The 25,051-nt window shown below is 42.3% G+C and carries 28 protein-coding genes; 26 read left to right on the forward strand and 2 right to left on the reverse strand.

Translation table 11 applies throughout. The features are described 5' to 3' along the window. Nucleotides 1-145 precede the first annotated feature (145 nt). The 12 genes from nrdR to greA all read left to right on the forward strand — a co-directional run bounded on the left by nrdR (nucleotide 146) and on the right by greA (nucleotide 13,672). Entirely contained in the window at nucleotides 146-619 is a 474-nt protein-coding gene (nrdR, locus tag ACVC7Q_RS08835) for a transcriptional regulator NrdR (RefSeq protein ID WP_003005476.1), read from the forward strand. After that, nucleotides 620-1,798: a DNA helicase gene (locus tag ACVC7Q_RS08840; RefSeq protein WP_447265590.1), complete on the forward strand. Its 1,179-nt coding sequence runs from the start codon at nucleotides 620-622 to the stop codon at nucleotides 1,796-1,798. Then, complete coding sequence (dnaI, locus tag ACVC7Q_RS08845; RefSeq protein WP_447265591.1) at nucleotides 1,799-2,698, forward strand: primosomal protein DnaI; 900 nt, start codon at nucleotides 1,799-1,801, stop codon at nucleotides 2,696-2,698. Further along, nucleotides 2,695-3,408 (forward strand): nitroreductase family protein, encoded by a 714-nt coding sequence (locus ACVC7Q_RS08850; protein ID WP_447265592.1) that lies wholly within the window; start codon nucleotides 2,695-2,697, stop codon nucleotides 3,406-3,408. The genes dnaI and ACVC7Q_RS08850 overlap by 4 nt, the downstream gene beginning before the upstream one ends. A 58-nt stretch (nucleotides 3,409-3,466) precedes the next feature. Continuing rightward, the gene (der, locus tag ACVC7Q_RS08855; protein ID WP_003005632.1) at nucleotides 3,467-4,777 is read left to right on the forward strand and encodes a ribosome biogenesis GTPase Der; all 1,311 of its coding nucleotides are present in this window, start codon (nucleotides 3,467-3,469) and stop codon (nucleotides 4,775-4,777) included. 599 nt (nucleotides 4,778-5,376) lie between these two features. After that, nucleotides 5,377-8,475 carry an SNF2-related protein gene (locus ACVC7Q_RS08860; protein ID WP_447265593.1) on the forward strand — a complete coding sequence of 1,033 codons (3,099 nt, stop codon included), beginning with the start codon at nucleotides 5,377-5,379 and terminating at the stop codon, nucleotides 8,473-8,475. A gap of 55 nt (nucleotides 8,476-8,530) precedes the next feature. Beyond that, the gene (locus ACVC7Q_RS08865; RefSeq protein ID WP_447265594.1) at nucleotides 8,531-9,181 is read left to right on the forward strand and encodes a cystathionine gamma-synthase; all 651 of its coding nucleotides are present in this window, start codon (nucleotides 8,531-8,533) and stop codon (nucleotides 9,179-9,181) included. Nucleotides 9,182-9,190: 9 nt separating this feature from the next. Beyond that, a complete protein-coding gene (gene murC, locus ACVC7Q_RS08870; RefSeq protein ID WP_447265595.1) occupies nucleotides 9,191-10,525 on the forward strand; it encodes a UDP-N-acetylmuramate--L-alanine ligase in 1,335 nt (444 codons plus the stop codon). Nucleotides 10,526-10,607: 82 nt separating this feature from the next. Then, nucleotides 10,608-11,024 (forward strand): GNAT family N-acetyltransferase, encoded by a 417-nt coding sequence (locus ACVC7Q_RS08875; RefSeq protein WP_447265596.1) that lies wholly within the window; start codon nucleotides 10,608-10,610, stop codon nucleotides 11,022-11,024. Nucleotides 11,025-11,036: 12 nt separating this feature from the next. Beyond that, nucleotides 11,037-11,546 (forward strand): GNAT family N-acetyltransferase, encoded by a 510-nt coding sequence (locus tag ACVC7Q_RS08880; protein ID WP_447265597.1) that lies wholly within the window; start codon nucleotides 11,037-11,039, stop codon nucleotides 11,544-11,546. Nucleotides 11,547-11,605: 59 nt separating this feature from the next. Further along, a complete protein-coding gene (mltG, locus tag ACVC7Q_RS08885) occupies nucleotides 11,606-13,132 on the forward strand; it encodes an endolytic transglycosylase MltG (protein WP_447265617.1) in 1,527 nt (508 codons plus the stop codon). A gap of 57 nt (nucleotides 13,133-13,189) precedes the next feature. Next, nucleotides 13,190-13,672, forward strand: a complete 483-nt coding sequence (gene greA / locus ACVC7Q_RS08890) for a transcription elongation factor GreA (protein WP_447265598.1) — start codon at nucleotides 13,190-13,192, stop codon at nucleotides 13,670-13,672. A 417-nt stretch (nucleotides 13,673-14,089) separates the two neighbouring features. Here the strand turns inward: greA and yidC are convergent, their stop codons facing one another. Next, nucleotides 14,090-15,007 carry a membrane protein insertase YidC gene (yidC, locus tag ACVC7Q_RS08895; protein ID WP_447265599.1) on the reverse strand — a complete coding sequence of 306 codons (918 nt, stop codon included), beginning with the start codon at nucleotides 15,005-15,007 and terminating at the stop codon, nucleotides 14,090-14,092. A gap of 77 nt (nucleotides 15,008-15,084) precedes the next feature. Continuing rightward, nucleotides 15,085-15,363, reverse strand: coding sequence for an acylphosphatase (locus tag ACVC7Q_RS08900; protein ID WP_041826422.1), 279 nt, complete (start codon nucleotides 15,361-15,363; stop codon nucleotides 15,085-15,087). Nucleotides 15,364-15,436: 73 nt separating this feature from the next. Here ACVC7Q_RS08900 and ACVC7Q_RS08905 point away from each other — a divergent pair, with 73 nt between their 5' ends. From ACVC7Q_RS08905 to yidD, 14 genes are all read left to right on the forward strand, one after another. Further along, a complete protein-coding gene (locus ACVC7Q_RS08905; protein ID WP_447265600.1) occupies nucleotides 15,437-16,183 on the forward strand; it encodes a TrmH family RNA methyltransferase in 747 nt (248 codons plus the stop codon). 82 nt (nucleotides 16,184-16,265) lie between these two features. Beyond that, a complete protein-coding gene (locus ACVC7Q_RS08910; RefSeq protein WP_013904023.1) occupies nucleotides 16,266-16,757 on the forward strand; it encodes an HDIG domain-containing metalloprotein in 492 nt (163 codons plus the stop codon). A 28-nt stretch (nucleotides 16,758-16,785) separates the two neighbouring features. Continuing rightward, nucleotides 16,786-17,472 carry a Bax inhibitor-1/YccA family protein gene (locus tag ACVC7Q_RS08915; protein ID WP_447265601.1) on the forward strand — a complete coding sequence of 229 codons (687 nt, stop codon included), beginning with the start codon at nucleotides 16,786-16,788 and terminating at the stop codon, nucleotides 17,470-17,472. 95 nt (nucleotides 17,473-17,567) lie between these two features. Further along, nucleotides 17,568-18,818 carry a diaminopimelate decarboxylase gene (locus ACVC7Q_RS08920; protein ID WP_447265602.1) on the forward strand — a complete coding sequence of 417 codons (1,251 nt, stop codon included), beginning with the start codon at nucleotides 17,568-17,570 and terminating at the stop codon, nucleotides 18,816-18,818. A 55-nt stretch (nucleotides 18,819-18,873) separates the two neighbouring features. Beyond that, nucleotides 18,874-19,119 carry a YneF family protein gene (locus tag ACVC7Q_RS08925; RefSeq protein ID WP_003005109.1) on the forward strand — a complete coding sequence of 82 codons (246 nt, stop codon included), beginning with the start codon at nucleotides 18,874-18,876 and terminating at the stop codon, nucleotides 19,117-19,119. Between the two features lie 77 nt (nucleotides 19,120-19,196). Beyond that, a complete protein-coding gene (racE, locus tag ACVC7Q_RS08930) occupies nucleotides 19,197-19,991 on the forward strand; it encodes a glutamate racemase (protein ID WP_447265603.1) in 795 nt (264 codons plus the stop codon). Next, nucleotides 19,988-20,965, forward strand: coding sequence for a nucleoside-triphosphate diphosphatase (locus tag ACVC7Q_RS08935; protein ID WP_447265604.1), 978 nt, complete (start codon nucleotides 19,988-19,990; stop codon nucleotides 20,963-20,965). Before racE ends, ACVC7Q_RS08935 begins: the two co-directional genes overlap by 4 nt. Further along, on the forward strand, nucleotides 20,941-21,462 hold the full coding sequence (locus tag ACVC7Q_RS08940; protein WP_447265605.1) for a metallophosphoesterase: 522 nt from the start codon (nucleotides 20,941-20,943) through the stop codon (nucleotides 21,460-21,462). Before ACVC7Q_RS08935 ends, ACVC7Q_RS08940 begins: the two co-directional genes overlap by 25 nt. Continuing rightward, nucleotides 21,459-21,920: a cyclic-di-AMP-binding protein CbpB gene (cbpB, locus tag ACVC7Q_RS08945; RefSeq protein WP_045759761.1), complete on the forward strand. Its 462-nt coding sequence runs from the start codon at nucleotides 21,459-21,461 to the stop codon at nucleotides 21,918-21,920. The genes ACVC7Q_RS08940 and cbpB overlap by 4 nt, the downstream gene beginning before the upstream one ends. Further along, a complete protein-coding gene (xerD, locus tag ACVC7Q_RS08950; protein ID WP_003005319.1) occupies nucleotides 21,917-22,648 on the forward strand; it encodes a site-specific tyrosine recombinase XerD in 732 nt (243 codons plus the stop codon). Before cbpB ends, xerD begins: the two co-directional genes overlap by 4 nt. Next, nucleotides 22,648-23,367: a segregation/condensation protein A gene (locus ACVC7Q_RS08955; RefSeq protein ID WP_447265606.1), complete on the forward strand. Its 720-nt coding sequence runs from the start codon at nucleotides 22,648-22,650 to the stop codon at nucleotides 23,365-23,367. The genes xerD and ACVC7Q_RS08955 overlap by 1 nt, the downstream gene beginning before the upstream one ends. Then, the gene (scpB, locus tag ACVC7Q_RS08960) at nucleotides 23,351-23,920 is read left to right on the forward strand and encodes an SMC-Scp complex subunit ScpB (RefSeq protein ID WP_009731504.1); all 570 of its coding nucleotides are present in this window, start codon (nucleotides 23,351-23,353) and stop codon (nucleotides 23,918-23,920) included. Before ACVC7Q_RS08955 ends, scpB begins: the two co-directional genes overlap by 17 nt. Then, nucleotides 23,910-24,641 carry a pseudouridine synthase gene (locus tag ACVC7Q_RS08965; protein WP_013904014.1) on the forward strand — a complete coding sequence of 244 codons (732 nt, stop codon included), beginning with the start codon at nucleotides 23,910-23,912 and terminating at the stop codon, nucleotides 24,639-24,641. Before scpB ends, ACVC7Q_RS08965 begins: the two co-directional genes overlap by 11 nt. Then, nucleotides 24,638-24,871: a membrane protein insertion efficiency factor YidD gene (gene yidD / locus ACVC7Q_RS08970; protein WP_447265607.1), complete on the forward strand. Its 234-nt coding sequence runs from the start codon at nucleotides 24,638-24,640 to the stop codon at nucleotides 24,869-24,871. Before ACVC7Q_RS08965 ends, yidD begins: the two co-directional genes overlap by 4 nt. Nucleotides 24,872-25,051: the final 180 nt, after the last annotated feature.

Below are 25,051 nucleotides of genomic sequence, written 5' to 3' on the forward strand. Positions count from 1 at the left end.
GAAAACGATTTTATTCAAATCGTCCTTCGACTCTTTTTTATGGATCAAAGAGGAGCAGGCATAGGGGATTCTCCTGTTCTTCTGCTTTCTTTACGATTCAATTTATGGTAAAATGAAGTGTTAAAACAGTTTAAGGAGGTAGCAAATGCGTTGTCCAAAATGTGGTGGAAGTAAGTCTAGTGTGGTGGATAGTCGACAAGCTGAAGATGGGAATACCATCCGTCGTCGCAGGGAATGCGAAGAATGCCATTATCGCTTTACTACCTACGAACGTGTAGAAGAACGGACTCTAGTAGTTGTCAAAAAGGATGGGACACGCGAGCAATTTTCTCGTGATAAAATCTTTAATGGCATTATCCGCTCGGCTCAAAAACGGCCTGTTTCTAGTGATGAAATCGAAGAAATTGTGAATCGGATCGAGCAAAAGGTTCGCAGCCAAAGTGATAATGAAATCAACAGTGAGTATATTGGTTCTTTGGTCATGGATGAGTTGGCAGATCTGGATGAGATCACCTATGTCCGTTTTGCTAGTGTTTACCGGAGTTTCAAGGATGTCGGTGAATTAGAGACCCTCTTGAAACAAATCACGAAGGGAACCAAGAAGAAAAAGGAAAAATAGATGAAGCCCAATACGCCTTTTGCATTTTTAAAAAATAATCTTCTTCCACCGGCAGGGGCTGCATTGGAGCAGTATTACCTGCCTATTTTGGAGACGGATACGGTAGCGGTTTATCGGTATCTGCTCGCCTCTTATGATCAGGGCGAAAAACAATATTTACTGGCGCAAATCCTCAATCATTTGAATATAGGATTTCCACAGTTGCTACTAGCCTTTGATCGTTTAATTGCTATGGGTTTGCTCGATCTCTTTGAGGAAGAAGTTGGGATTACCATTCAGTTACATGCTCCTCTTGAGGCAGAACAATTTTTTTCAAATGCTGTTTTTAAACGCTTACTTGAAAAGAAAATTGGGGAAAAGGCCGTGGAGGATCTGCTTCCAGCGCGCTCTTTAGGGACTAGACGGCAAGTATCCTTCTCTCAAGTCTTTGGACTAGATGCTGGTGAGGTGACTGTTGTTGCCAGTAAAAAACAGCAGTTTGATATGGAAATGTTTAAACGGATGATGGGGCGTGATGGACTTCGTTTTGCGGATGAAGGAGAAGCGACTCTGGCCCTCTTTGCCATCGCAGAAGAGCAACAATGGACCTGGTATGAAACCTATCTCCTAGCAAAAGAAACAGCTGTAGAACGGACCATTTCTCCGAAGAGAATGAAGCAAAAATTGGCTCAGGCTAGCCAAGAGCAACCCCGCGTGTCTTATAGCCGTCAGGAAGAAACTATTCTGAGAGAAGCTAAGGCAAAATCCAGCTTACAATTTTTAGCGGAGATTAAAAAGGTTCGCAATGCGACCATTACGCAGAGCGAACGCAAGACTCTATCTAAGTTAGCTGATCTAGGCTTACTAGATGAGGTGATCAATATTATCTTATTGTTGACCTTTAACAAGACCCAGTCTGCTAATCTGAATGAAAAGTATGCTTTGAAGGTAGGAAATGATTTTTCTTATCAAGGAGTCAACAGTGCGGAACTGGCGATTTTAAAAGTTCGAGACCGCCAGAAACAGGCTAAGGTTCAAGGAAACAAGGGGACGAGTCCTACATCAGCCAAGGGCAAGCAAAACAATGTTCCCAAGTGGAGTCAACCACATTATCAAAATCAAACCAGTCAAAAAGAAAAGGTGGATCTCGCTAAAGAGAAACAGCGCCTGTTAGAAAAACTGAATCAAGGAGGTGAGTAGATGGAAAGTGTAGGTCAAACCATGTCTCACATGAATCGTGCGCGTCAATTTAACTATGAGGATTTGGTCGCACAGATCTTGGCAGACCAAGAAGTCGCTGCCTTTATCAAAGACCGGTCTTTGTCTGAGCAAGAAATTCGTCGTAGTATTTCAAAATTTAATCAATACATCAGTGAGCGCAACCGTTTCTTATTGGGAGATCCGGATTATATTGCCAAAGGTTATAAGCCCATCCTCACCATGAATGAAGGATATGCGGATGTCGCTTATGAGGAGACACCAGAGTTAATCGAAGCTCAAAAACGTGCTGCGATCAACCAACGTCTCAACTTGATCAATCTCCCTTCAACTTTGAAAGAAGCGAGTCTAGCCAAGGTAGAGCTCGATGATAAGGGACGATTTGTGGCCTTTGAGGAATTAGCTAATTTTGTAGCCAACTATCCCGAGTATCAAAAGGGAATTTACCTCTATGGTGATTTTGGAGTAGGAAAGAGCTACATGATGGCAGCTCTGGCTCATGATTTATCAGAAAAACGCCAGGCCTCTACCACTCTACTACATTTCCCAAGTTTTGCTATCGATGTCAAAAATGCCATCAGTTCGGGCTTGGTCAAAGAAACCGTAGATCAGGTGAAAAAAGCCGAAATTTTAATTCTCGATGACATCGGTGCGGAACAGATGTCAGCCTGGGTGCGAGACGAAATCTTACAAGTGATTTTGCAGCACCGGATGCAGGAAAATCTTCCGACCTTCTTTACCTCTAACTTTAATTTTGAAGAGTTGGAACGCCATTTTGCAACGTCGCGCAATGGTGATGAAACCTGGCAGGCCAAACGTGTCATGGAGCGCGTGAAATTTTTAGCTAAGGAAATCCATTTGGAAGGAGTCAATCGCCGATGAATGAAACGATCCGTTTAATGAATGCTCATTTTTCTGTTCGCCGGTTTAAGGAAGAAGCTATCAAAGAAGCTGACCTCAAGGAAATCTTATCAGCTGGGCAGATGGCATCAAGTTGGAAAAACTTTCAATCTTATTCTGTGATTGTGGTGAAGAGCAAGGAAAAGAAAGAAGCTCTCTATGACTTGCTTCCTCAAGAAGCGATTCGCCAATCAGCCGTATTTCTCCTCTTTGTTGGGGATTTAAACCGTGCTGAAAAAGCTGTCAAACTTCATGAGAAGGATTTTCATCCGGAAGGTGTGGATAATTTGTTGATCACTTCAGTGGATGCAGCTCTAGCAGCTCAAAATACGCTATTGGCAGCTGAAAGTCTCGGCTATGGTGGAGTCATTATTGGCATGTTGCGCTACTGTTCAGAGGAAGTTGCAAAACTCTTCCGTCTGCCAGACTATACCTACCCTGTTTTTGGGATTGCCCTTGGAGTACCCAATCAGCAGCATGCGGTGAAACCACGCTTACCCTTGGAGCAGGTTGCTTTTGAAGAAGAATACCAAGAACAAGACTTATCAGTTGTGACTGCCTATGACAAGGTACAGGCAGATTATGCTGGAGCGCGTGTAACGGACAGCTGGAGCGAGCGCCTTGCAGCTCAATTTGGGCAACCTGAACAAGAAAAAACCAAAAAACTACTAGAAAAACACAAACTATTATAGAAGTGAAGAGAGACCTTCTTGAAACGAGGTCTCGCCTATCTTTAGAAAAGAGGAAATCATGGCCCTACCAACTATTGCGATTGTAGGCCGTCCCAATGTTGGAAAATCGACGCTCTTTAACCGGATTGCCGGTGAGCGGATTTCCATCGTTGAGGATGTAGAAGGAGTCACTCGTGACCGCATTTATGCAACAGCTGAGTGGTTGAATCGAAAATTTAGTATCATTGATACAGGGGGAATTGATGACGTAGATGCCCCATTTATGGAGCAAATCAAGCATCAGGCAGAAATTGCCATGGACGAAGCAGATGTCATCGTCTTTGTCGTTTCTGGCAAAGAAGGGATCACCGATGCCGATGAATATGTCACCCGTATCTTGTATAAGACCCATAAACCAGTGATTCTGGCTGTCAACAAGGTAGATAACCCAGAGATGCGCAATGATATCTACGACTTTTATGCCTTAGGACTGGGTGAGCCACTACCGGTATCCTCTGTCCACGGGATCGGAACTGGGGATGTGCTCGATGCCATCATCGAAAATCTCCCCAATGAAACAGAAGAAGAAAACCCTGACATCATCAAGTTTAGCTTGATTGGTCGTCCAAATGTTGGGAAATCAAGCTTGATCAATGCCATCCTTGGAGAAGATCGTGTGATTGCTAGCCCAGTAGCTGGAACCACACGGGATGCCATTGATACCCATTTTACCGATGCAGATGGCCAAGAATTTACCATGATCGATACAGCTGGTATGCGCAAGTCTGGTAAAATATATGAAAACACTGAGAAATATTCTGTTATGCGTGCCATGCGTGCCATCGACCGTTCAGATGTGGTTTTGATGGTCATTAATGCCGAAGAAGGGATTCGGGAGTATGATAAGCGGATCGCTGGCTTTGCTCATGAAGCTGGTAAAGGTATGATCATTGTTGTTAACAAATGGGATACCATTGAAAAAGACAACCATACAATGAAGCAGTGGGAAGATGACATTCGTGATCAATTCCAATACCTTTCTTATGCACCAATTGTCTTTGTGTCTGCTCTTACCAAACAACGTTTGCACAAGTTGCCAGAGATGATCAAGCAGATTAGCGAGAGTCAAAATACGCGTATTCCTTCAGCTGTCTTGAACGATGTGATTATGGATGCGATTGCCATTAATCCAACGCCGACCGACAAAGGAAAACGCCTCAAGATTTTCTATGCGACCCAAGTGGCAACCAAGCCACCAACTTTTGTGGTCTTTGTTAACGAAGAAGAACTGATGCACTTCTCTTACCTCCGTTTCTTGGAGAACCAAATTCGCAAGGCCTTTGTTTTTGAAGGCACTCCAATCCATTTGATTGCGCGAAAACGGAAGTAGGGAATACAAGACAAATGGATCAAAGTGGAGAAGGATATTTCAATTAATAAAATGCTCATTCTTCCAACTATGAAAACAACTAAAAGTAGCGCATAGGCGTTGCTTTTTTGATAAGCTGATAAAATGAAGTGGAGAATAGTTAGATGCATAGTATCATAGTCCGGATATTCTTTATTCCTTATGCTTTTTTTAAGGATGAGTAGAGTAAACTCAGGAACATCATGAGAGCTTTAGGGTTTTGTACTTATTATTTAAAATCTATCTGTATCTCTTGTTTCTCGGTTCGATCGTAAGCTTGGAGCTCTTGATCCTATTGCTGGGGATTTTATTAAAAAATAAGGTCGTGTTTTTTCTTTTCTCTATGAGCAATCGGGATTTTACTATTCCCTTTGTTTAGCTATTCGATCAAACAGTTAACAGATAGGTATTAGGGATAGCTGTTTGAGCTGAGACTGTTACGAAATCAGGTGAAAAACTGGGACAATGCTGTCTCAGTTTTTCTATCAAAAACGGGCTAAAATCCTTTCAAGATGATGACTGTTTTTTCTAAATTTTGCTTAAATATGGTATAATAAAGGGATTAATCTAAGGTGGTAAACATGGCAAAATTAATTCCTGGGAAGGTTCGTTCACAAGGGAGCCTTCTCTATGAAGCTGGGAAAGTTTCCCTTCAGGAAGTAAAAGAAAAATACCTGTATTTTCGAGTGGAAGAAGAAAGCTTGCGGTACAGTTTGGACGACGATGCCGTTTTTTGTAGCTGTGCTTTCTTTCAAAAGAAAAAATTCTGTACGCATCTGGCAGCTGTAGAAGCTTTTTTGAAGAATGATGACAGTGGGAAAGCTGCTCTTGCAAGTCTTGAAGAAGATGCCAGTGCGACAGAGGAAACTCAGGAAAAGGTTTCTTTTGGAAGTTTGTTTTTAGATCAGGTCCTTCCAAAAATCGAAAAGAAAGAAACTCGCTATGTCTTATCAGCAGTCGGACAGGAGGATGAATACTCTGGTCAATTCTTGTGGACCCTTCGCATTCGTCGCTTGCCAGACGAGCGCTCTTATGTGATCAGAGATGTGCTGGCTTTTTTGCAGACCCTTCAGAAAGAAGGCCATTTTGCAATTGGCAAAAGTTACTATGAACCTATTTCTTACTTAGAATTTGATGGTGCTAGCCAGGATGTGATCGATTTCCTACAGGGCCTAGTCACAGATGGGGGATCGAAAGAGCAAGATTTCTTTCCTAATGCTGGTCGCCATCTCTATTTTCCACCGACTCTTTTTGAAGAAGCTGTGGAATTACTAATGAATTTGGACTCTTTTCTCCTGCAATATAGCTTATATGACTTTTCAGAAGTCCATTTTCAGGATGTCCATGGGGAGGAAGATCTCTTTCATTTTCAGGTGGAAGACCATGATGATTTTTACGAATTGATTATTACGGAGCCACAAGTCAAGGTTGTAGAGTCTGCTACTTATCTGTTTCGAAATGGTATCTTCTATCACCTGACGCCCCAACAGCGGATCTTATGGAGGGCGATTCAAGATTTGCCAATGGATCAGGATCGCAAAAAACGCCTGCATTTTGATCCAACGGATCAGACCAAACTTTCCTATAGTTTAAAAGAGTTCAAAAAACTGGGACAAATTACAGCTCCGACCAGCTTTTTAATCCACGATTTCACTCCGGAATTTCATTTTGATCTAGCACAGGACCAGACTGTTTTACTGGACGTGGTCTTTCAATACCAGGATCGTGTGGTGACCACGCGTGAGGAACTCCTCAATCTTCCTTATTCCAGTGATTTTGATAAGGAGCAAGAAGTCTTTTCAACCATGCTAGCAACAGGGTTTACAGATGACTTTTCTTCCCAAAGAAGTCCGTTATCAAGTGAGCAAATCTATCCATTCTTTCACCAACAGATCCCGACTTTTGAAGCCTTAGGAGAGGTTATCCTCTCTGATAGCCTTTTAGATCTTTATCAAGTGGAGCGTCCAAAAATTGATGTGAAAACTAATGGCAATTTGCTGGAGATCGGTTTTGACTTTGAAAGTGTGGATCCAGCTGAAGTGGATCAGGTCCTCAAAGCTCTTGTGGGGCAAGAAGATTATTTTGTCAGCCATACAGGGAAGGTCCTTGTTTTTGATGAAGAAACCAAGAAGATCAGTCGAGCCTTAGCAGATCTGCGGGCTAAAATGAGTAAGGGTGGGAAACTACAAGCCCGCCGGATTGCTGCTTATCAGCTATCTGATTTGTTGGCAGATCAAGACAATGTTCATTTTTCAGAAGAATTTCGAAATTTGGCTCATGATCTGACCCATCCAGAAGATTACCAACTCCCTCAGATGACAATTCAAGCAACCCTAAGGGATTATCAAGAGATCGGGGTCAAATGGTTCTCTATGCTAAATCATTATGGTTTTGGTGGTATTTTAGCGGATGATATGGGGCTTGGGAAAACCCTGCAGACCATTTCCTTTTTGACCAGTGTTGCAAAAAAAGAAACTAAAATCTTGATTCTAGCTCCGTCTAGTCTCATCTACAACTGGAAACAAGAATTTTCAAAATTTGCTCCTCAGATGGAAGTGGCAGTCGTATATGGCCTCAAGCAACATCGTGATGACCTCATTGCAACCAATCCTCAGGTAGTCATTACGAGTTACGCCTCTTTCCGTCAGGATGTGGAGGAATACCAGAAAAATCAATATGACTACCTAATTCTAGATGAAGCTCAGGTCATGAAAAATGCCCAAACCAAGATTGCTCAACACTTACGTGGATTTGAGGTACCGCATATATTTGCGCTATCTGGGACACCGATTGAAAACCATGTGGGAGAGCTTTGGTCCATTTTCCAAATTGTTCTTCCTGGTCTGTTTCCAGCTAAAAAAGAATTTCAAAAGTTGAGTCCTGAGACCATTGCGCGATTTGTCAAACCTTTTGTCCTGAGACGGAAAAAAGATGAAGTGCTCCAAGAATTACCGGACTTGATTGAAACAACCTATCACAATGAGCTGGACGAAAGCCAAAAAACGATCTATTTAGCCCAATTAAAGCAAATTCAAGATCGGGTTCGAAGTTCTAGTGAGGAAGAATTAAATCGGAGTAAGGTTGAAATTCTCTCAGGTCTCATGCGCCTTCGTCAAATCTGTGATACTCCAGCCCTCTTTATGGAAAACTATCAAGGAGATAGTGGGAAATTGGAGAGCCTTCGAGATCTTTTGGGTCAAATCAAGGATGGTGACCATCGAGTTTTGATTTTCTCCCAATTCAGAGGTATGTTGGATATCCTAGAGCAAGAGATTGATCAGCTCGGCATGACTTCCTTTAAAATCACGGGTTCCACCCCGGCTAAAGATCGTCAAGAAATGACCAATGCCTTTAATGCTGGAGAGCGCCATGCTTTTCTTATTTCTTTGAAGGCCGGAGGAGTCGGATTGAACCTCACTGGAGCCGATACCGTCATCTTAGTCGATTTGTGGTGGAATCCTGCAGTGGAAGACCAGGCTATTGGCCGTGCCCACCGAATGGGTCAGGAACAAAATGTTGAAGTTTACCGCATGATCACCCGTGGAACGATTGAAGAAAAAATCCAGGAACTCCAAGCATCTAAAAGACACTTAGTCTCAACGATTCTAGATGGAACGGAAACACGATCTAGTTTATCTGCTGAGGAAATTCGTGAGATTCTTGGAATTCAATCAGAATAGCTTGAAAAATTCTGTGAATAGTTTATAATTAAAGGAGTGTCGAAAGGAAGAAAGCATGACAGAAAAATATTTTCCTCAAGTAGGGGATAATGAGTTGATGTTAACAGAGATGCCCCACATGAACCTGTATGATGAAACAGACTTGATTAGTAACATTACAGGCGATTATGTAGATAAAAATTATTTGGAATGGCAACCAATTGCTGAAAATACCAAACCCAAGCATCCCTATCATCAACCATTAGAAGAGCCCCTACCAAAAAGACGGCCAGTAAGAAAACCTGATTTTAAAGAACCGATTGATAAAAAAAGTCCTGCCAATCGTTATGCAGAGGAAGCTAGAGAGCGTGCGCGTGAAGATTTGAAAAAGAAACGTACAGCTCCCTACCTGACTACAGAGCCAGTGGCTACCACAAGTAAGCGGAAAAAACCGTTTATTTCAGAACGGAAACCTGGTCAGCCAACAGCACCTTTCCAAAAGGAAAATCCAGGTGAACTGTTAAAATATAGCAAACGATTGCGACAAGATCAGTTAATCCTTGCAGAGTTCGAATCTGCAGGGGAACCAGAAGTGGCAGAACCTACTGAAAAGAAAAACAATTATGATTTCTTAAAGACCAGCCAAATATACAATAAAGATCAGCATAAGTTGAAACCACAGCCGATCAAGCAAGAATTGGATTTAACCCATCTAGATCAAGATTAAGGAGAAAATATGTCTAACACATACCATTTTATTGGAATTAAAGGGGCAGGGATGAGTGCTTTAGCTCTCATGCTTCACCAAATGGGACATACAGTTCAGGGGTCAGATGTTGAAAAGTATTACTTTACGCAACGTGGCTTGGAACAAGCAGGAATTAAAATTTATCCATTTGATGTAAAAAATTTAGAAGGCAACAAAATCCTCATTGCTGGGAATGCTTTCCGTCCTGATAACAATGTGGAAATCGCTTATGCAGATGAGCATGGCCTAACCTATAAACGCTACCATGAATTTCTTGGTGAATTTATGCGTGACTTCGTCAGCATGGGGGTTGCCGGAGCACACGGAAAAACCTCAACAACAGGGATGCTTTCTCACGTCTTATCAAATATCACCGATACCAGTTATTTGATTGGTGACGGGACAGGTCGTGGCTCTGCTGCAGCTAAATACTTTGTTTTTGAATCAGATGAGTATGAACGCCACTTTATGCCTTATCATCCTGAATACAGTATCATCACCAATATTGACTTCGACCATCCAGACTATTTCACAAGTTTAGAAGATGTCTTTAATGCCTTTAATGATTATGCTAAACAAATCAGTAAGGGACTTTTCATCTACGGGGAAGACAAAGAATTGCGTCGGATTACCTCATCTGCACCAATTTATTACTATGGTTTTGACAAAGAGAATAATGATTTTGTAGCAAGCAATTTGCTTCGATCAACGACTGGGTCAACCTTCAATGTTCATTTCCGTGGAGAAGACTTGGGGCAATTCCATATCCCAACTTTTGGTCGCCACAACATCATGAATGCTACAGCAGTCATTGGCTTGCTTCATATTGCAGGATTTGACTTAAATTTGGTCCGCGAGCATTTGAAGACTTTTGCTGGAGTGAAACGCCGCTTTACTGAAAAAGTGGTTAACGGAACAGTGATCATCGATGACTTTGCGCATCATCCAACAGAAATTATTGCTACCTTGGATGCGGCCCGTCAAAAATATCCAAGTAAAGAAATCGTAGCCATTTTCCAACCACACACCTTTACACGGACCATTGCCCTCTTAGATGAATTTGCTGAAGCGTTGAATCAAGCAGATGCTGTTTACTTGGCACAGATCTATGGTTCTGCACGGGAAGTCGATCACGGAGATGTGAAGGTTGAAGATTTGGAAGCAAAAATTGTCAAACGTTCAGCGATTATCACAGCTGAGAATGTTTCTCCTCTTCTTGACCATGACAATGCGGTCTATGTCTTTATGGGAGCTGGAGATATTCAAACCTATGAATACTCATTTGAGCGTTTATTATCTAGTTTGACACATAGTGTACAATAAAGAGATGTTTGAGTCTGGAATCGATTGGTTCCAGACTCAAATTTATCTGTCCGCTGAAGAATCATGAAATGAGGAGAGCAGGATGATGATTCGACAAATCACCCCGGCTGATCAAGAACAGCTGTTATTGCTAGAAGAAGAACTTCATGACAATGAAGGAACGGAGCACAGGGCAACTATTGAGGAAGCGCTAGGTTCGAAGGAAGCCATTTCTTTGCTTGCAGAGCAGGGTGGCGATATTGTGGCTTACTTGTTGGCAATAGAAGACCAGCATTTAAAGGGGGACCTCATCGTATTGCGATTGGCAGTGAGGCCAGCCTTTCAAGGTCAAGGATATGGTGCGATTCTGATCGCTGCTTTAAAAGATGTAGCTGTTCAAAAGGAAAAGAAAGCCATTTGGATCGATTGTTCAGAAGACTTACTTTCTTACTTTGTCCAGCAAGGATTTCGAGATGAAGCTGAGTCTGATCGAGGTGTCCATATGGTTTGGGAACGATAGAAAGAGTAAATGATGAAAGAAAAAATTCACATTAGACAAGCAGAGCTGCTGGATTTGGATGCCATCGAGCGCATTGAGCTTGAGAATTTTTCAGAAGAAGAAGCGATTGCGCGTGAGATTTTAAAAGATCACATTGAAAAGATTCAAGCAACTTTTCTTGTAGCAGAGTGCCAAGGTCAGATTTTAGGGTATTTAGAAGGACCTGTTAGGCCGGAGCGCTATTTGATCGATTCCTCTTTTTCAGAGGTTGAAGATCTAAGCCATCTAGAACAGGGTTTTATTTCCATTACGAGTCTATCCATTGCTACAGAAGCTCAAGGGCTAGGGGTTGGAACCCTCTTGCTTGATGCGATCAAAGAGATTGCGGTGAAAGATCATCGTCAAGGGATCAATCTGACCTGTCATGATTATTTGATTCCTTATTACGAGAAGCAAGGATTCACAAATGAAGGTCTGTCAGAATCCCAATATGCGGGTGAAGTTTGGTACAATCTGGTCTGGGAAAATGAAAACCTTGATTAAATAGGTATTTTGAAGAAGAAGGGCGATTTGTATTGCTTTTCTAAATCTTTTAAGATATAATATTAAGGATTATGATGAGGGAGGTCAATTATTTGACTGATAAATCACAAGACAGTGAGAAGTTATTAAGCTTCAAAGAGCAGATCCTCAGAGACTTAGAAGAGGCAAATGAGCAACTTCTAAAGATCGAAAAAGAGTATGATCTACCTGATCGAAGCATTGAAACCCCTTCTTCACTGAAAGAGGAGGAAGAAGCAACACCACCTCCAAAAGAAGAAGCTGTTGTGGCTTCCACAGAAATACCAGTGGAGCCAGAAAAGGCGACTCCTATTGTAGAAGAAAAGAGTGAGTCCACAAAGCCTTTTATAAAAGAACCAAGTCAGGAACCGGTAGAGGAAAGCTTATCGCGCTCTTCTCGTAACCAGCGCCAACAAAAACAAAAGAAACAAAATAAAATCGCTAAACGAATTGTGCGGACAGTGGTCAGCCTTTTGCTGATTGTGATCGTGGCTACAGGGATCTTTGCAGTGACCTATATCCATTCAGCTGTCAAGCCAATGGATAAAAATGCAACAGAATTCGTGACGGTTGAGATTCCAGCAGGTTCAAGTAATCGTGAGATTGGCGCGATCCTTGAGAAAAAAGGACTCGTGAAAAATGGTCAGTTCTTTAACTACTATACCAAGTTCAAGAACTATAGCAATTTCAAATCCGGTTATTTCAACCTTCAAAAGAGCATGGATTTAGAAACCATCATCCAAAAACTGCAGGAAGAGGGGACCAAAACTCCTCAGGCTCCAATTCTTGGTAAGGTAACGATTCCAGAAGGCTATACGATCGATCAGATTGCGACGGCTATCACAGCAGATGTCTCTAGTAAGAAGGCAGGAAAGACTCCATTTAAGAAAGAAGATTTCTTGAAGGCTGTCCAAGATGATGCCTTTATTGAGAAGATGGTGGCCAAATATCCTAAGCTCTTGGCTAACCTGCCAAGTAAGGATTCTGGTGTTCGCTATCGTTTGGAAGGTTATCTTTTCCCAGCAACTTATAACTATGGGAAAGATACCACAGTGAAAGAAATGATCGATCAGATGCTGGCGGCCATGGATCAAAACTTAAGCCCGTATTATGAAACACTTGAGAGCAAGAACATCAATGTAAACGAAGTATTGACCCTTGCTTCCTTGGTTGAAAAAGAAGGGGCGACGGATCAAGACCGCAAAGACATCGCAAGTGTCTTCTATAACCGTTTGAACCAAGACATGCCTTTGCAAAGTAATATTGCAATTCTTTATGCCGAAGGGAAGCTTGGTCAAAAGACGACCTTGAAAGAAGATGCAACGATCGATACAGAGCTGGATTCACCTTATAATATTTATAAGAATACCGGTTTGATGCCTGGTCCAGTGGATAACCCTGGAGTATCAGCGATCGAAGCGGCGGTGAACCCAAGTAAGACAGACTACTTGTATTTTGTTGCAAATGTCGAAAATGGTGAAGTCTTCTTCGCTAAGACATACGAAGAACACAATAAAAATGTAGAAGAACACGTCAATAGTAAATTGACACAAGCAAGTTCAAACTAGAAAAAGCATGTGGCGCGTCCACAGCTTTTTCATTCAAATAATAGAAAGAGAAGAATAATGGCAGAAAAAACATACCCAATGACCCTAGCAGAAAAAGAAAAATTAGAACTAGAATTAGAAGAATTGAAATTGGTCCGTCGACCTGAAGTCGTAGAACGGATCAAGATCGCTCGCTCATACGGTGACCTCTCAGAAAACTCTGAGTACGAAGCAGCAAAAGATGAACAAGCTTTTGTGGAAGGTCAAATCTCTAGTTTGGAAACAAAAATCCGCTATGCGGAAATCGTCGATAGTGACGCTGTTGCAGTAGACGAAGTAGCGATCGGAAAAACCGTTACAGTTCAAGAAGTTGGCGAAACAGATGAAGAAGTATACAGCATCGTCGGTTCAGCAGGGGCAGATGCCTTTGCAGGGAAGATCTCGAACGAAAGCCCAATCGGTCACGCTTTGATTGGTAAAAAAACAGGTGACGTGGTCACTGTTGAAACACCAGCTGGAAACTACCAAGTGAAAATTTTGAACGTAGAAAAAACAGCGTAAATATAAAGAGCAAGCTCTCCAATAGGGCTTGTTTCAGATTAAAGACAAAGTCCTCTTAGAACCTTTCCTTAAGTGAGTACGGACGTCAGCGAACTTCTACGAAGTTCCATGACTTAGTTTTGAACCTAAGGTTTCAAAACTCCCCTAGTGCCTGAAACATAATTGTTTCAGGCACTTTTCTCACTGCGGAAAGTTTCGATATCTGCTCTATGAACCTAATAGTTTATATCATTTTATTTTTTAACATTACTTAGGTAAAAACGGTCTTAAAGCAAGCACTCAAAGAGGGCTTGTTTTTCTGTGCTCTTAATCCCCTTGTGAGAGAATAATTCTTCCTTGATTGAAAGGGATTAAAAAAGCACCTGAACTAGAGGGTTCAGGTGCTTAAGTAATTCCGCTAGAATTTAGAAGTTTGTACTACTTTCTATTGCGTTGTTTTCCTGCATTGCGGTTGTTTTTTGGTTTGTGTTGAATTTGTGTCGTTGCAGTTGGTGTAACGTCTTTTTTCACACGGTGACTAGTCGCTTTTGGAGGATTGTTTTTGTATTCCTCAGCGACCCGCTTGCGAAGATTTGGACGAATCAAGTAGTTGATGACAAATTGTTGGATAATTTGGATCACCCCACCGACTACCCAGTAAAGAGTCACTCCGGCTGAAGAGATCAATGAGAAGACACCGATCATAATCGGGCTCATCAGTGATGCTTTACGCATACTTTCCTTTTGGGTTTCATCTTCAATCCCATGAAGAGAGAGCATACTTTGGATATAGTAGAGAACCGCTACGATAGCCGTCAAGAGCAAGCTTGGTTTTCCAAGAGCAATACCAAGGAAACTACTTTCTGCTACCCCTTTGGTGTGCTGAGCTGCAAAGAAGAGGGCAGAGAAGAATGGCATTTGGATCAAGAGTGGTAAACATCCAACTCCACCAAACATGCTAACCCCATTTTCACGTTGAGCAGCCATTAATTCTTGTTGTGCCAATAGCTTTTCTTCTTGTGAGCTAGCGTTTTTCATGCGCTCTTGGATTGGGCCAAGGATGGGTTTTAAGTAGTTCATCTTTTCAGATTGGTAGGTTGCCTTCCATGATTGGTACAAACCAAGTGGCAAGATGATTAAACGCACGATCAAGGTGACGATAATAATCCCGATCCCAAAGCCCAAGCCAAGGTTATTAGCAAAGAATTTGATGGCTTCGCCCATTGGACGGCCAAGAAGATTCCAAATCAATCCAGTTGGATTTCCAGTTTTCCGATCGACACTCACGCATCCTGATAAGAAGACGAGCGAAGCTAGTCCCATCGATGCCAATAATGCAAGTTTATTTTTTTTCACAAATCGTTCCTTCTTTTTTAAAATGTTACCTTTCTATTCTACTGTTTTTTTTGAAAATACACAATAGTTCTCTAGTCTTAATTTGCAATTTTGAAGTCCTTATAGTTTTCAAAGTTTGCTAACGTAACATCCAAATAAGTCACATGCGCAAACGGCGTAGGACCTTTGCGTATTTCTTGGATGAATTTGGCCATTTGACTGCTAGACTCTGCCTGAGCTAGAATACCAACCGTCCCATCGTCATTATTCCAGACACGGCCAGTGATCCCACCAATCTCCAAGGCAAGACTGTAGACTCCCCAGCGAAAACCAACTCCTTGAACCCGTCCTTGGGCAATCATTTTTACCTTTTGCATGTGCATCCTCCTTGACTCGAAGAAATCTATCTGAGGCATGATTTCTTCTTTTTCTTTGTGCTATAATAGGTCTATGAATATTATAACGTCTAAATCCAATAATGTAATCAAAAATGCTAAAAAATTACATCAAAAAAAATATCGGACAGATTCCTATCTCATTGAGGGTTGGCATCTCTTTGAAGAGGCAGTAGAAAATCAGGCGATCATTCGTCAGATCTTTGTTTTAGAAGCCTATTTAGACCGCGTAGAGAATATCCAAAACGTCACTGTCGTGACTTCGGAGATCTTGAGTCTCTTGGCTGATTCGAAGACCCCTCAAGGAATTGTCGCAGAGATTCTTCTAGAGCAGCCAGAACTTCCAGATCCGTTACAAGGTCGTTACCTCTATTTGGAGGATGTCCAAGATCCAGGTAATGTAGGAACCATGATTCGAACAGCAGATGCAGCCGGCTTTGATGGTGTCATGCTTTCGAAAGCATCCGCAGATCTATACAGTCTCAAGACTCTTCGATCCATGCAGGGCAGTCATTTCCATCTTCCTATCTGGAAAATGGACCGAGAAGAACTGTTTGAACGAGCTAGTCAATCCAATCTAGCGGTCCTCGCAACGACGCTATCAGAAGCTTCCATCGATTACCGTCAGCTCCCTCAGATTGATCAATTGATTTTGGTAATGGGTAATGAAGGCAAGGGCATCAGTCCAGAAATGGCTACACGAGCCGACCAGCTTGTTCATATTACCATGCCGGGTCGGGCTGAGAGTTTGAATGTTGCAGTAGCTGCTGGAATTTTGATGTTTCATTTAAGGAATTTTTGAGAAAAAGCAGTATACTTAAGTTGAAAAAAGAAATTGGTGGAAATCTTATTGGGAAAGCCTATCAAGGAAAGGTGGTGATCTGATGCAATATCATCGTGACAAAGAATACATGACCTATGTGGGACAGTTGATCCAGCACCCTAAGGTTCAAAAATTAGCCGACATCCCCCATCATATTCATTCCAATCGTTTGGAGCATTCCATTCATGTTAGCTATACTAGTTATAAACTGGCTAAAAAATTTGGCTGGGATGCTAAAAGTACGGCTCGGGGTGGCCTCTTGCATGACCTCTTTTACTATGATTGGCGCGAGACCAAGTTTACCAAGAGTCACGCCTGGATTCATCCACGCATTGCCGTGAGAAATGCGCGAAAGATTACAGATCTTAATGCTAAGGAAGAAGATATCATCATTAAACACATGTGGGGGGCTACCCTTGCTCCGCCTCGCTACAAAGAATCCTTCGTGGTGACCATGGTGGATAAATACTGGGCTGTTAAGGAAGCTTCAGAACCTTGGCGTAAAAAGATGGCCAAAAGGAGATTTTTTCATCGAAAAATGTTAAAATCATAGTAAACAAATTTGAAAGGAACTTGTTTATATGTATAATGATTCAGTAATCCAAGAACAAAGTGGATTGAATGCTTTTTATAACAAAATCTATTCATTAGTAGGAATTGGTGTTGGGATTTCAGCCCTTGTGTCTGGCCTGATGATGACAGTCTTTCAAGATTTCTTCGTTCAAATCTTGACAACAGCACCAATGGTTTACTATGCAGCAGTTGTTGTAGAATTGATCTTGGTCTTTGTTGCCAGTGGGAAGGCTATTAAAAATAGCCCGTCTGCTCTTCCGATCTTCTTGATCTACTCAGCTTTGAATGGCTTTACCTTGAGCTTTATCATTGCTCGCTACATGCAAGCGACGGTTTATAAGGCTTTCTTGGTCAGTGCCTTGATGTTTATTGTCATGGGAGCTATCGGACGCGTCGTGAAAAAAGACCTTTCAGGTATGGGACGTGCCTTGATGGGAGTCTTGATCGGTGTGATCATCGCTTCTGTTGTGAACATGTTCTTGAGAAGTTCTGGCATGGATTATATCTTGAGTATTATCTCTGTCTTCCTCTTTGCAGGATTGACAGCTTGGGATAACCAAAAAATCCGCTATGTCTATGATCAAACCAATGGTCACCCTGCGACAGGCTGGGCAGTGGCCATGGCTTTGGAACTGTATCTTGATTTTATCAACCTCTTTATCAGCCTTCTTCGTATCTTCGGAAGAAACGACTAATCAAAGAGAGATTGAGCTGGGGCAATAGCCTCGGCTTTTTTTGTCTTCCGACTTGTGCTATACTTATAGTGACTACAGAATAGAAATGAGTACTTATGAAAATACCTTTTGTAACCCGTGAACAATTAGAAAGCCTGACCCAAGAATTTCCTACCCCTTTTCATCTCTATGATGAAGCAGGAATTCGTGAAACAGCTCGTGCCCTCCATCGAGCTTTTGCTTGGAATGAAGGATTTAAAGAATACTTTGCCATCAAGGCGACTCCGAACCCATCGATCCTAAAAATTTTGCAAGAAGAGGGCTGTGGAGTTGACACTGCCAGCTACGTCGAATTGTTAATGGCAGATAAACTTGGCTTTAGTGGAAAAGAGATCATGTTTTCTTCTAACAACACGCCAGCTGAAGAGTTCATCTATGCTCGTGAATTAGGGGCGACCATCAATCTGGACGCCTATGAAGACATTGCTTTCTTGAAGTCTGTGACCAGCATTCCCAAGGTCATTTCATGTCGCTATAATCCTGGTGGAGTTTTTGAACTGGGAACTGATATTATGGACAATCCGGAAGAAGCCAAGTTTGGAATGACCAAGGAGCAATTGATCCAAGCCTTTATCGAGTTGAAAGAACTGGGTGTGGAAGAGTTTGGCATTCACGCCTTGTTAGCTTCTAATACAGTATCCAACGATTACTATCCAGAGCTAGCGCGTCAACTTTTTGAATTGGCAGTGGAAGTCGTCGAGAAAACAGGTGTCCATTTGGGCTTTATCAACCTCTCTGGTGGAGTTGGGGTCAATTACAAGCCAGAGCAAGAACCAAATGATATTGCCATTATTGGGGAAGGCGTGCACCGCGTTTTTAATGAGATTCTTAAACCGGCAGGACTTGGTCATGTGAAAATCTATACCGAACTTGGTCGCTTTATGCTAGCTTCACACGGTCTTTTGGTAACCAGAGTGACGCATAAAAAGAAAACCTACCGGACCTATGTGGGTGTCGATGCTTCAGCTGTGAACCTTCTGAGACCGGCTATGTACGGTGCTTATCACCATATTACCAATATGGATCGTCCAGATGGACCGACTGAAGTGGTCGATGTCGTGGGAAGTCTCTGTGAAAATAACGATAAATTTGCTAAACAACGTGAATTACCAGTGACGGAGATTGGAGATTTGCTCGTGATCCATGATACCGGAGCCCATGGATTTTCAATGGGGTATCAGTACAATGCCAAATTGCGTTCTGCAGAAGTTTTGCTTCAAGAAGATGGGCAGGCCCGTTTGATTCGTCGAGCAGAAAAACCAGAAGATTATCTTGCGACACTCTACGGCTTTGACATTGAAAAATAAGCGATTGTCTGATATAATGATAGTTATGTAAAAATAATGGATCGGAGAAAATTGTATGAATCTCTTTTTAGGAATTTTGTTGATTATTTTGGCTTTCTTTGGTGGGATGGTTGCAGGAATGTTCTTGCTTCGTCGTCAATTTGAAAAAGAATTTGCATCAAATCCCCGTTTGAATGTTGAAGCAGTTCGGACACTTTTAGGTGCGAGTGGCCAACGTCCAAGCGAAGCAAAAGTTCAACAAGTCTATCGCCAAATTGTGAACCAACAAAAATCAGCAATGGCGAAAAACAAGAAAAAATAAGAGTGGGGCAATCTCACGATAATAAATGAGAGGGGCTTGGAGGAATTTCTTAGTCCCTCCTTTTGGAAGGAAGAGATATGGATAACCGACCGATTGGTTTTTTAGATTCTGGAGTAGGGGGCCTGACTGTTGTCCGCGAATTGCTCCGTCAGCTTCCTCACGAAGATGTCGTCTATATTGGAGATTCAGCGCGTGCACCTTATGGTCCTAGACCAGCAGACCAAATTCGCGAGTATACTTGGCAGATGGTGAACTTCCTTCTGACCAAAAATGTCAAGATGATTGTTTTAGCTTGTAATACAGCGACTGCAGTGGTTTGGGAAGAAGTCAAGGAAAAACTTGATATTCCTGTTTTGGGAGTGATCTTGCCCGGAGCTTCTGCAGCCATTAAATCAACGACCCATCAAAAAATTGGGGTCATTGGGACACCGATGACGGTTTCTTCTGGAATTTATAAAGAGAAGATTCAAAGTCTGGCACCAGATATGAAAGTCACCAGTTTAGCTTGTCCCAAGTTTGTTCCTTTAGTGGAATCCAACGAGTTGGCATCCAGTGTGACCAAAAAGGTGGTTTATGAAACCCTAAAACCACTAGTTGGAAAGGTTGATACCTTAGTCTTGGGATGCACCCATTATCCCCTGTTAAAACCAATCATTCAAAATGTGATGGGACCGGATGTCAAATTGATTGATAGTGGAGCGGAGTGTGTTCGGGATATTTCCGTCTTATTAAACTATTTTGAGCTCAATAAGAGCCGCGAACTCTTAGAGCAGACCTACCGCTTTTATACCACTGCAAATGCCAATAGCTTTGCAGCGATTGCCGAAAAATGGCTAGAACGTTCAGTGAATGTGGAGCACGTAAATTTATGAGTGACAAACTATTTGAATACAAAGATTCCCAAGATTGGTATATTGCCCAATGGGGAGAAGATGCAGACTACAACCAATTTAGTCAAGTGCCTGCGGAAGCTTCCACTCTGTTAGACCAGCTGGAACTTCTCTTTGCCAAGGATCCTGAAGGATTTCCTCTCAATCTATCGGTGATGCGCTATGGATCAGCCTTTCGTTTCCTAACCTTTTTGACGGAAATCTTGAATGAAGTCAAGGGAAGATCTTTTGAAATTATCCAGCGTCAAGGAGCCTTACTCTTGGTTGAAAAAGGGAAATTACTCTATTTGCATTTGCCAAGTGATGGGGTAGATTTGGAAGCCTTCTTGGGTCAAGACAAGGTCAAAGATACGATTCTTATTGCGACTCGAAATGAGGGAAAAACCAAAGAATTCCGTAATATGTTTGAAAAGCTAGGCTTTGAAGTGGAAAACCTCAATCAGTATCCAGAGCTTCCAGAAGTCGAAGAAACAGGGATGACCTTTGAGGAGAATGCCCGCCTAAAAGCTGAAACCATCGCAGAGCTAACCGGGAAAACAGTCTTAGCGGATGATTCAGGTTTGAAGGTAGATATCTTGGGAGGCTTACCAGGAGTTTGGTCAGCTCGCTTTGCGGGAGTTGGTGCGACAGATGCGGAAAACAATGCGAAATTGTTGCACGAATTGGCCATGGTCTTTGACTTGAAAGACCGTTCAGCCCAGTTCCATACGACCTTGGTGGTTGCAAGGCCAGGCAAGGAAAGCTTGGTGGTTGAAGCTGATTGGCCAGGGTATATTAATTTTGAACCTAAGGGTGAAAACGGGTTTGGCTATGATCCACTCTTCTTAGTTGGGGAAACGGGCCGTGCTGCCGCTGAATTAACACTTGAAGAAAAAAATACACAATCGCATCGTGCTTTAGCTGTTAAAAAGTTATTGGAGGTATTTCCATCATGGCAAAGCAAACAATCATCGTGATGAGTGACTCGCATGGAGACCGTTCCATCGTAGAAGCAATTAAAGACAAATATCTAGGCAAGGTCGATGGGATCTTTCACAATGGGGATTCTGAACTAAAAAGTGATGATCCTGTCTGGGAAGGGATTCACGTTGTCCAAGGAAACATGGATTTTTATGATGGCTATCCAGAACGCTTGGTGACCCAACTAGGGCCAACACGAATCATCCAGACCCATGGGCATCTCTTCCAGATCAATTTTAGTTTTCAAAAATTGGATCTGTGGGCCCAAGAGGAAGAAGCAGATATCTGTCTTTACGGCCACCTTCATATCCCAGATGCTTGGAAGGAAGGAAGAACCCTCTTTGTGAATCCTGGATCGATCAGCCAGCCACGCGGTCTGATTCGAGAGTGCTTGTATGCTAAGATAGAGATAACTGATTCGAACTTCAAGGTAGAGTATTATACGCGAGATCATGAGTTGTATCCTGAATTGACAAAGGAGTTTAGCAGATGATAGCAAAGGAATTTGAACGTTTCTTGCTGGCGCAGGAAGAGACGTTCTTAACTCCAGCCAAAAATTTAGCGGTCTTGATTGATAACCACAATGTAGACCATGCTGTCTTGTTGTTGAGCCAGATTAGCTATAGTCGTATTCCAGTAGTGACGGATGAACGCAAGTTTGTGGGGACGATCTCCCTAACGGATATTCTATCTTATCAATTGAAACACGAGATTCCTGAGGAGACTTTTGCCTCGATGGATATCGTAGACGTTGCAAAAAAAGAGGTCGGGGTCATCGGCTTAGACTTCAATTTGACAGAAGTCCTGCACAAGTTGGTGGATGACTCCTTCCTTTCGGTGGTGGATGAAGAAGGCTATTTCCAAGGGATTATTACACGGAAATCGATTCTTAAAGCCATCAATTCGCTAATGCATGATTTTTCAAATGAATACGAGATGATTCCAAAATGAAAGAATTTATTGCAAGTTTTATTGATCAAAAAGAATTAAGTGAAAATTCTCAGTCTGCCTATTTCTATGATTTGGATCAGTTTATTGAGTCGATCCATGGGAAAGTGACGCCGACAAATTTGAGAATTTACCAAGCTTCGATTAAAGATTTTAAACCGGCGGTTCAAAAACGAAAATTATCTGCCGTCAACCAATTTTTATATTATTTGTATCAAGAACGCTTTATTTCTGAATACCATCGTTTGGTATTGCCTAAAATTCAACCGGCCAAAACCCATGATCGGGAATTGTTGGATCTGACCCATTTTTGGGAAGAATCAACCAACCCTCAGGGACGCTTGATGGCCTTGTTGATTCTGGAGATGGGCTTATTGCCAAGTGAGATCCTCCAAGTCAAAGTCGAAGATATTCAGCTGGACTTTCATGTCATTCGAGTGGGCAAAGATGGCCAAAAACGGGTTTTAAAGGTTCCAGAGCCGTTACTGGATGAATTGCAACTCTTCCTAGATGGTGTTTATCTCTTTGATAATAAAGGAAAATCCTACTCCCGTCAGTGGGGATTCCGACAATTAGAAGCCTTCTTGATCGAAAAAGGTAATCAAGATCTTTCGGCACAATCGATTCGTGAGCAGTATATTTTGAAACAACGAGAACTCGGTGTGGATCTTTTTAGTATTGCACGTGAATTGGGCCTAAAAACCATGGTGACATTAGAAAAATATAAATAATGGATATTAAAATTAAAGATTTTGAAGGGCCTTTGGACCTCTTGCTCCACTTGGTCTCTAAATACCAGATGGATATTTATGAGGTCCCCTTGATTGAGGTGATCGAACAGTATCTGGCTTATCTGGCGACCCTCCAGGCTATGAAACTAGAGGTAGCAGGAGAATACATGCTGATGGCTAGTCAACTAACCTTGATCAAGAGTCGAAGACTTCTTCCTAAGGTTGCAGAGGAGATGGATGAAGCAGGGGATCTCGAGCAGGACCTCCTTTCTCAATTGGAAGAGTACCGTACTTTCAAGCAATTAGGAGAGTTGATGGCCTCACAGCACGAGGAGCGCGCCCTCTATTATTCAAAACCAAAGATGGAATTGATTTATGACGATACCGAATTACTTCATGATCGCACCACGGTGGATCTCTTCTTGGCTTTCTCAAAACTATTGACCAAGAAAAAAGAAGAATTCCGCCAGAACCATACAACCATTGTAAAGGATGAATACAAGATTGAGGATCTGATGGACCAGCTGCGTCACCGATTCCACGATCGCTCACAAGTTCTCTTGCAGGACTTGTTTCTAGAAGCAACGGATCTCCAAGAGGTCATTACTCTATTTCTTGCAACCCTTGAATTGATCAAGATTCAAGAAGTAACGGTGATCCAGGATAGGGCTTTTGGAGAAATTTACTTAAATAGGATTGAACATGAGCAAATTAGCTGAAATTGAAGCACTCTTATTTGTAGCGGGTGAAGAAGGAATTACTGCCAGACAAATCGCAGACCTTCTCTCTTTACCTCCGACAGGTGTGGTGCAAAGTTTAGAAAAATTAAGCCAAAAATACCAGGAGGACACAGATACGAGTCTCTGTTTGATGGAGACAGCTTCCCGTTATAAATTGGTGACAAAGGCAGACTACGCTTCGGTTTTACGAGACTATTCTAGAACGCCCATGAACCAAAGTTTGTCTCGGGCTGCCCTCGAAACCTTATCAATCATTGCTTATAAGCAACCGATCACCCGTGTGGAGGTCGATGATATTCGGGGTGTCAATTCCAGCGGTGCCATTACCAAACTACTGTCATTTGATCTGATCCGAGAGGATGGGAAAAAAGAAGTCCTCGGGCGTCCCAATTTGTATGTCACAACGGAGTATTTTTTGGATTATATGGGAATCAATCATTTGGAGGAATTACCAAAGGTTGAGGAAGTGGACATCGATCCAGAGGAAGGTCAATTATTTTCAGAGAGAACAGAGGAACTAGATGAGAATTAACAAATATATTGCCCATGCAGGCGTGGCTAGTCGTCGCAAGGCCGAAGAACTAATCAAGCAAGGATTGGTGACGGTCAATGGCCAAGTTGTGCGTGAATTAGCGACCATTATTAAGACCGGTGATCAGGTTGAAGTAGAAGGCACTCCAATCTATAACGAAGAAAAGGTCTACTATCTTTTAAATAAGCCACGTGGCGTCATCTCTAGTGTTTCTGATGATAAAGGGCGGACAACAGTCGTTGACCTTTTATCTCAAGTGCCAGAGCGCATCTATCCAGTAGGACGTTTAGACTGGGATACATCTGGTGTCTTGATTTTGACCAATGATGGTGATTTTACAGATGAGATGATTCACCCACGTAATGAGATTGATAAGGTCTATGTGGCGCGGGTCAAAGGGATTGCCAATAAGGAAAATTTGCGTCCCTTAACACGAGGGGTGACCATTGATGGCAAGAAAACCAAGCCAGCGACTTATGAGATCTTAAAAGTGGATGTTGAAAAGAACCGTTCAGTGGTTCAGTTGACCATTCATGAAGGGCGCAACCACCAGGTCAAAAAGATGTTTGAAGCTGTAGGACTTTTAGTGGACAAACTCTCCCGAACCCAGTTTGGAAACCTAGATGTCTCAGGACTTCGTCCGGGTGAATACCGTCGCTTGAACAAAAAAGAAATTAGCCAGTTGCACAACCTAGCAGTGACTAAATCTAAAAAATCATGAAAAAAATCCTGATTGCTATGGTCAGAGGCTATCAAAAATGGATCTCTCCCCTATTTCCGCCTTCTTGTCGTTTTCAACCGACCTGTTCCAATTATATGATCCAAGCGATTGAACGCTTTGGTGTGAAAGGTGTCTTGATGGGGGTTGCGAGAATCTTGCGATGCCATCCGGGTACCCAAGCGGGACCAGACCCTCTGCCAGACCACTTTAGTCTGAGACGAAATGAATAATCAAAATAGGACGATCACAAATAAACAGAAATGAGGCTAGGACAAAAGTCCTAGCCTCATTTCTGTTTTTGGAGTGTCGAGCAAGACGCAGTGGTTGAGTGGGCTCTACTACGCTGATTTCATCAGCTTTTACAGCCCTACTCAACTGTGCGGAGGTGGGACGACGAAATCGAATTCTAA

It is taken from the genome of Streptococcus sp. W151 (assembly GCF_053010205.1).

What these genes read in the sequence shown, in the direction of transcription:
- nrdR (WP_003005476.1), top strand. Translation starts at nt 146, where the DNA reads ATGCGTTGTCCAAAATGTGGTGGAAGTAAGTCTAGTGTGGTGGATAGT.
- ACVC7Q_RS08840 (WP_447265590.1), top strand. Translation starts at nt 620, where the DNA reads ATGAAGCCCAATACGCCTTTTGCATTTTTAAAAAATAATCTTCTTCCA.
- dnaI (WP_447265591.1), top strand. Translation starts at nt 1,799, where the DNA reads ATGGAAAGTGTAGGTCAAACCATGTCTCACATGAATCGTGCGCGTCAA.
- ACVC7Q_RS08850 (WP_447265592.1), top strand. Translation starts at nt 2,695, where the DNA reads ATGAATGAAACGATCCGTTTAATGAATGCTCATTTTTCTGTTCGCCGG.
- der (WP_003005632.1), top strand. Translation starts at nt 3,467, where the DNA reads ATGGCCCTACCAACTATTGCGATTGTAGGCCGTCCCAATGTTGGAAAA.
- ACVC7Q_RS08860 (WP_447265593.1), top strand. Translation starts at nt 5,377, where the DNA reads ATGGCAAAATTAATTCCTGGGAAGGTTCGTTCACAAGGGAGCCTTCTC.
- ACVC7Q_RS08865 (WP_447265594.1), top strand. Translation starts at nt 8,531, where the DNA reads ATGACAGAAAAATATTTTCCTCAAGTAGGGGATAATGAGTTGATGTTA.
- murC (WP_447265595.1), top strand. Translation starts at nt 9,191, where the DNA reads ATGTCTAACACATACCATTTTATTGGAATTAAAGGGGCAGGGATGAGT.
- ACVC7Q_RS08875 (WP_447265596.1), top strand. Translation starts at nt 10,608, where the DNA reads ATGATGATTCGACAAATCACCCCGGCTGATCAAGAACAGCTGTTATTG.
- ACVC7Q_RS08880 (WP_447265597.1), top strand. Translation starts at nt 11,037, where the DNA reads ATGAAAGAAAAAATTCACATTAGACAAGCAGAGCTGCTGGATTTGGAT.
- greA (WP_447265598.1), top strand. Translation starts at nt 13,190, where the DNA reads ATGGCAGAAAAAACATACCCAATGACCCTAGCAGAAAAAGAAAAATTA.
- ACVC7Q_RS08900 (WP_041826422.1), bottom strand. Translation starts at nt 15,363, where the DNA reads ATGCAAAAGGTAAAAATGATTGCCCAAGGACGGGTTCAAGGAGTTGGT.
- ACVC7Q_RS08905 (WP_447265600.1), top strand. Translation starts at nt 15,437, where the DNA reads ATGAATATTATAACGTCTAAATCCAATAATGTAATCAAAAATGCTAAA.
- ACVC7Q_RS08910 (WP_013904023.1), top strand. Translation starts at nt 16,266, where the DNA reads ATGCAATATCATCGTGACAAAGAATACATGACCTATGTGGGACAGTTG.
- ACVC7Q_RS08915 (WP_447265601.1), top strand. Translation starts at nt 16,786, where the DNA reads ATGTATAATGATTCAGTAATCCAAGAACAAAGTGGATTGAATGCTTTT.
- ACVC7Q_RS08920 (WP_447265602.1), top strand. Translation starts at nt 17,568, where the DNA reads ATGAAAATACCTTTTGTAACCCGTGAACAATTAGAAAGCCTGACCCAA.
- ACVC7Q_RS08925 (WP_003005109.1), top strand. Translation starts at nt 18,874, where the DNA reads ATGAATCTCTTTTTAGGAATTTTGTTGATTATTTTGGCTTTCTTTGGT.
- racE (WP_447265603.1), top strand. Translation starts at nt 19,197, where the DNA reads ATGGATAACCGACCGATTGGTTTTTTAGATTCTGGAGTAGGGGGCCTG.
- ACVC7Q_RS08935 (WP_447265604.1), top strand. Translation starts at nt 19,988, where the DNA reads ATGAGTGACAAACTATTTGAATACAAAGATTCCCAAGATTGGTATATT.
- ACVC7Q_RS08940 (WP_447265605.1), top strand. Translation starts at nt 20,941, where the DNA reads ATGGCAAAGCAAACAATCATCGTGATGAGTGACTCGCATGGAGACCGT.
- cbpB (WP_045759761.1), top strand. Translation starts at nt 21,459, where the DNA reads ATGATAGCAAAGGAATTTGAACGTTTCTTGCTGGCGCAGGAAGAGACG.
- xerD (WP_003005319.1), top strand. Translation starts at nt 21,917, where the DNA reads ATGAAAGAATTTATTGCAAGTTTTATTGATCAAAAAGAATTAAGTGAA.
- ACVC7Q_RS08955 (WP_447265606.1), top strand. Translation starts at nt 22,648, where the DNA reads ATGGATATTAAAATTAAAGATTTTGAAGGGCCTTTGGACCTCTTGCTC.
- scpB (WP_009731504.1), top strand. Translation starts at nt 23,351, where the DNA reads ATGAGCAAATTAGCTGAAATTGAAGCACTCTTATTTGTAGCGGGTGAA.
- ACVC7Q_RS08965 (WP_013904014.1), top strand. Translation starts at nt 23,910, where the DNA reads ATGAGAATTAACAAATATATTGCCCATGCAGGCGTGGCTAGTCGTCGC.
- yidD (WP_447265607.1), top strand. Translation starts at nt 24,638, where the DNA reads ATGAAAAAAATCCTGATTGCTATGGTCAGAGGCTATCAAAAATGGATC.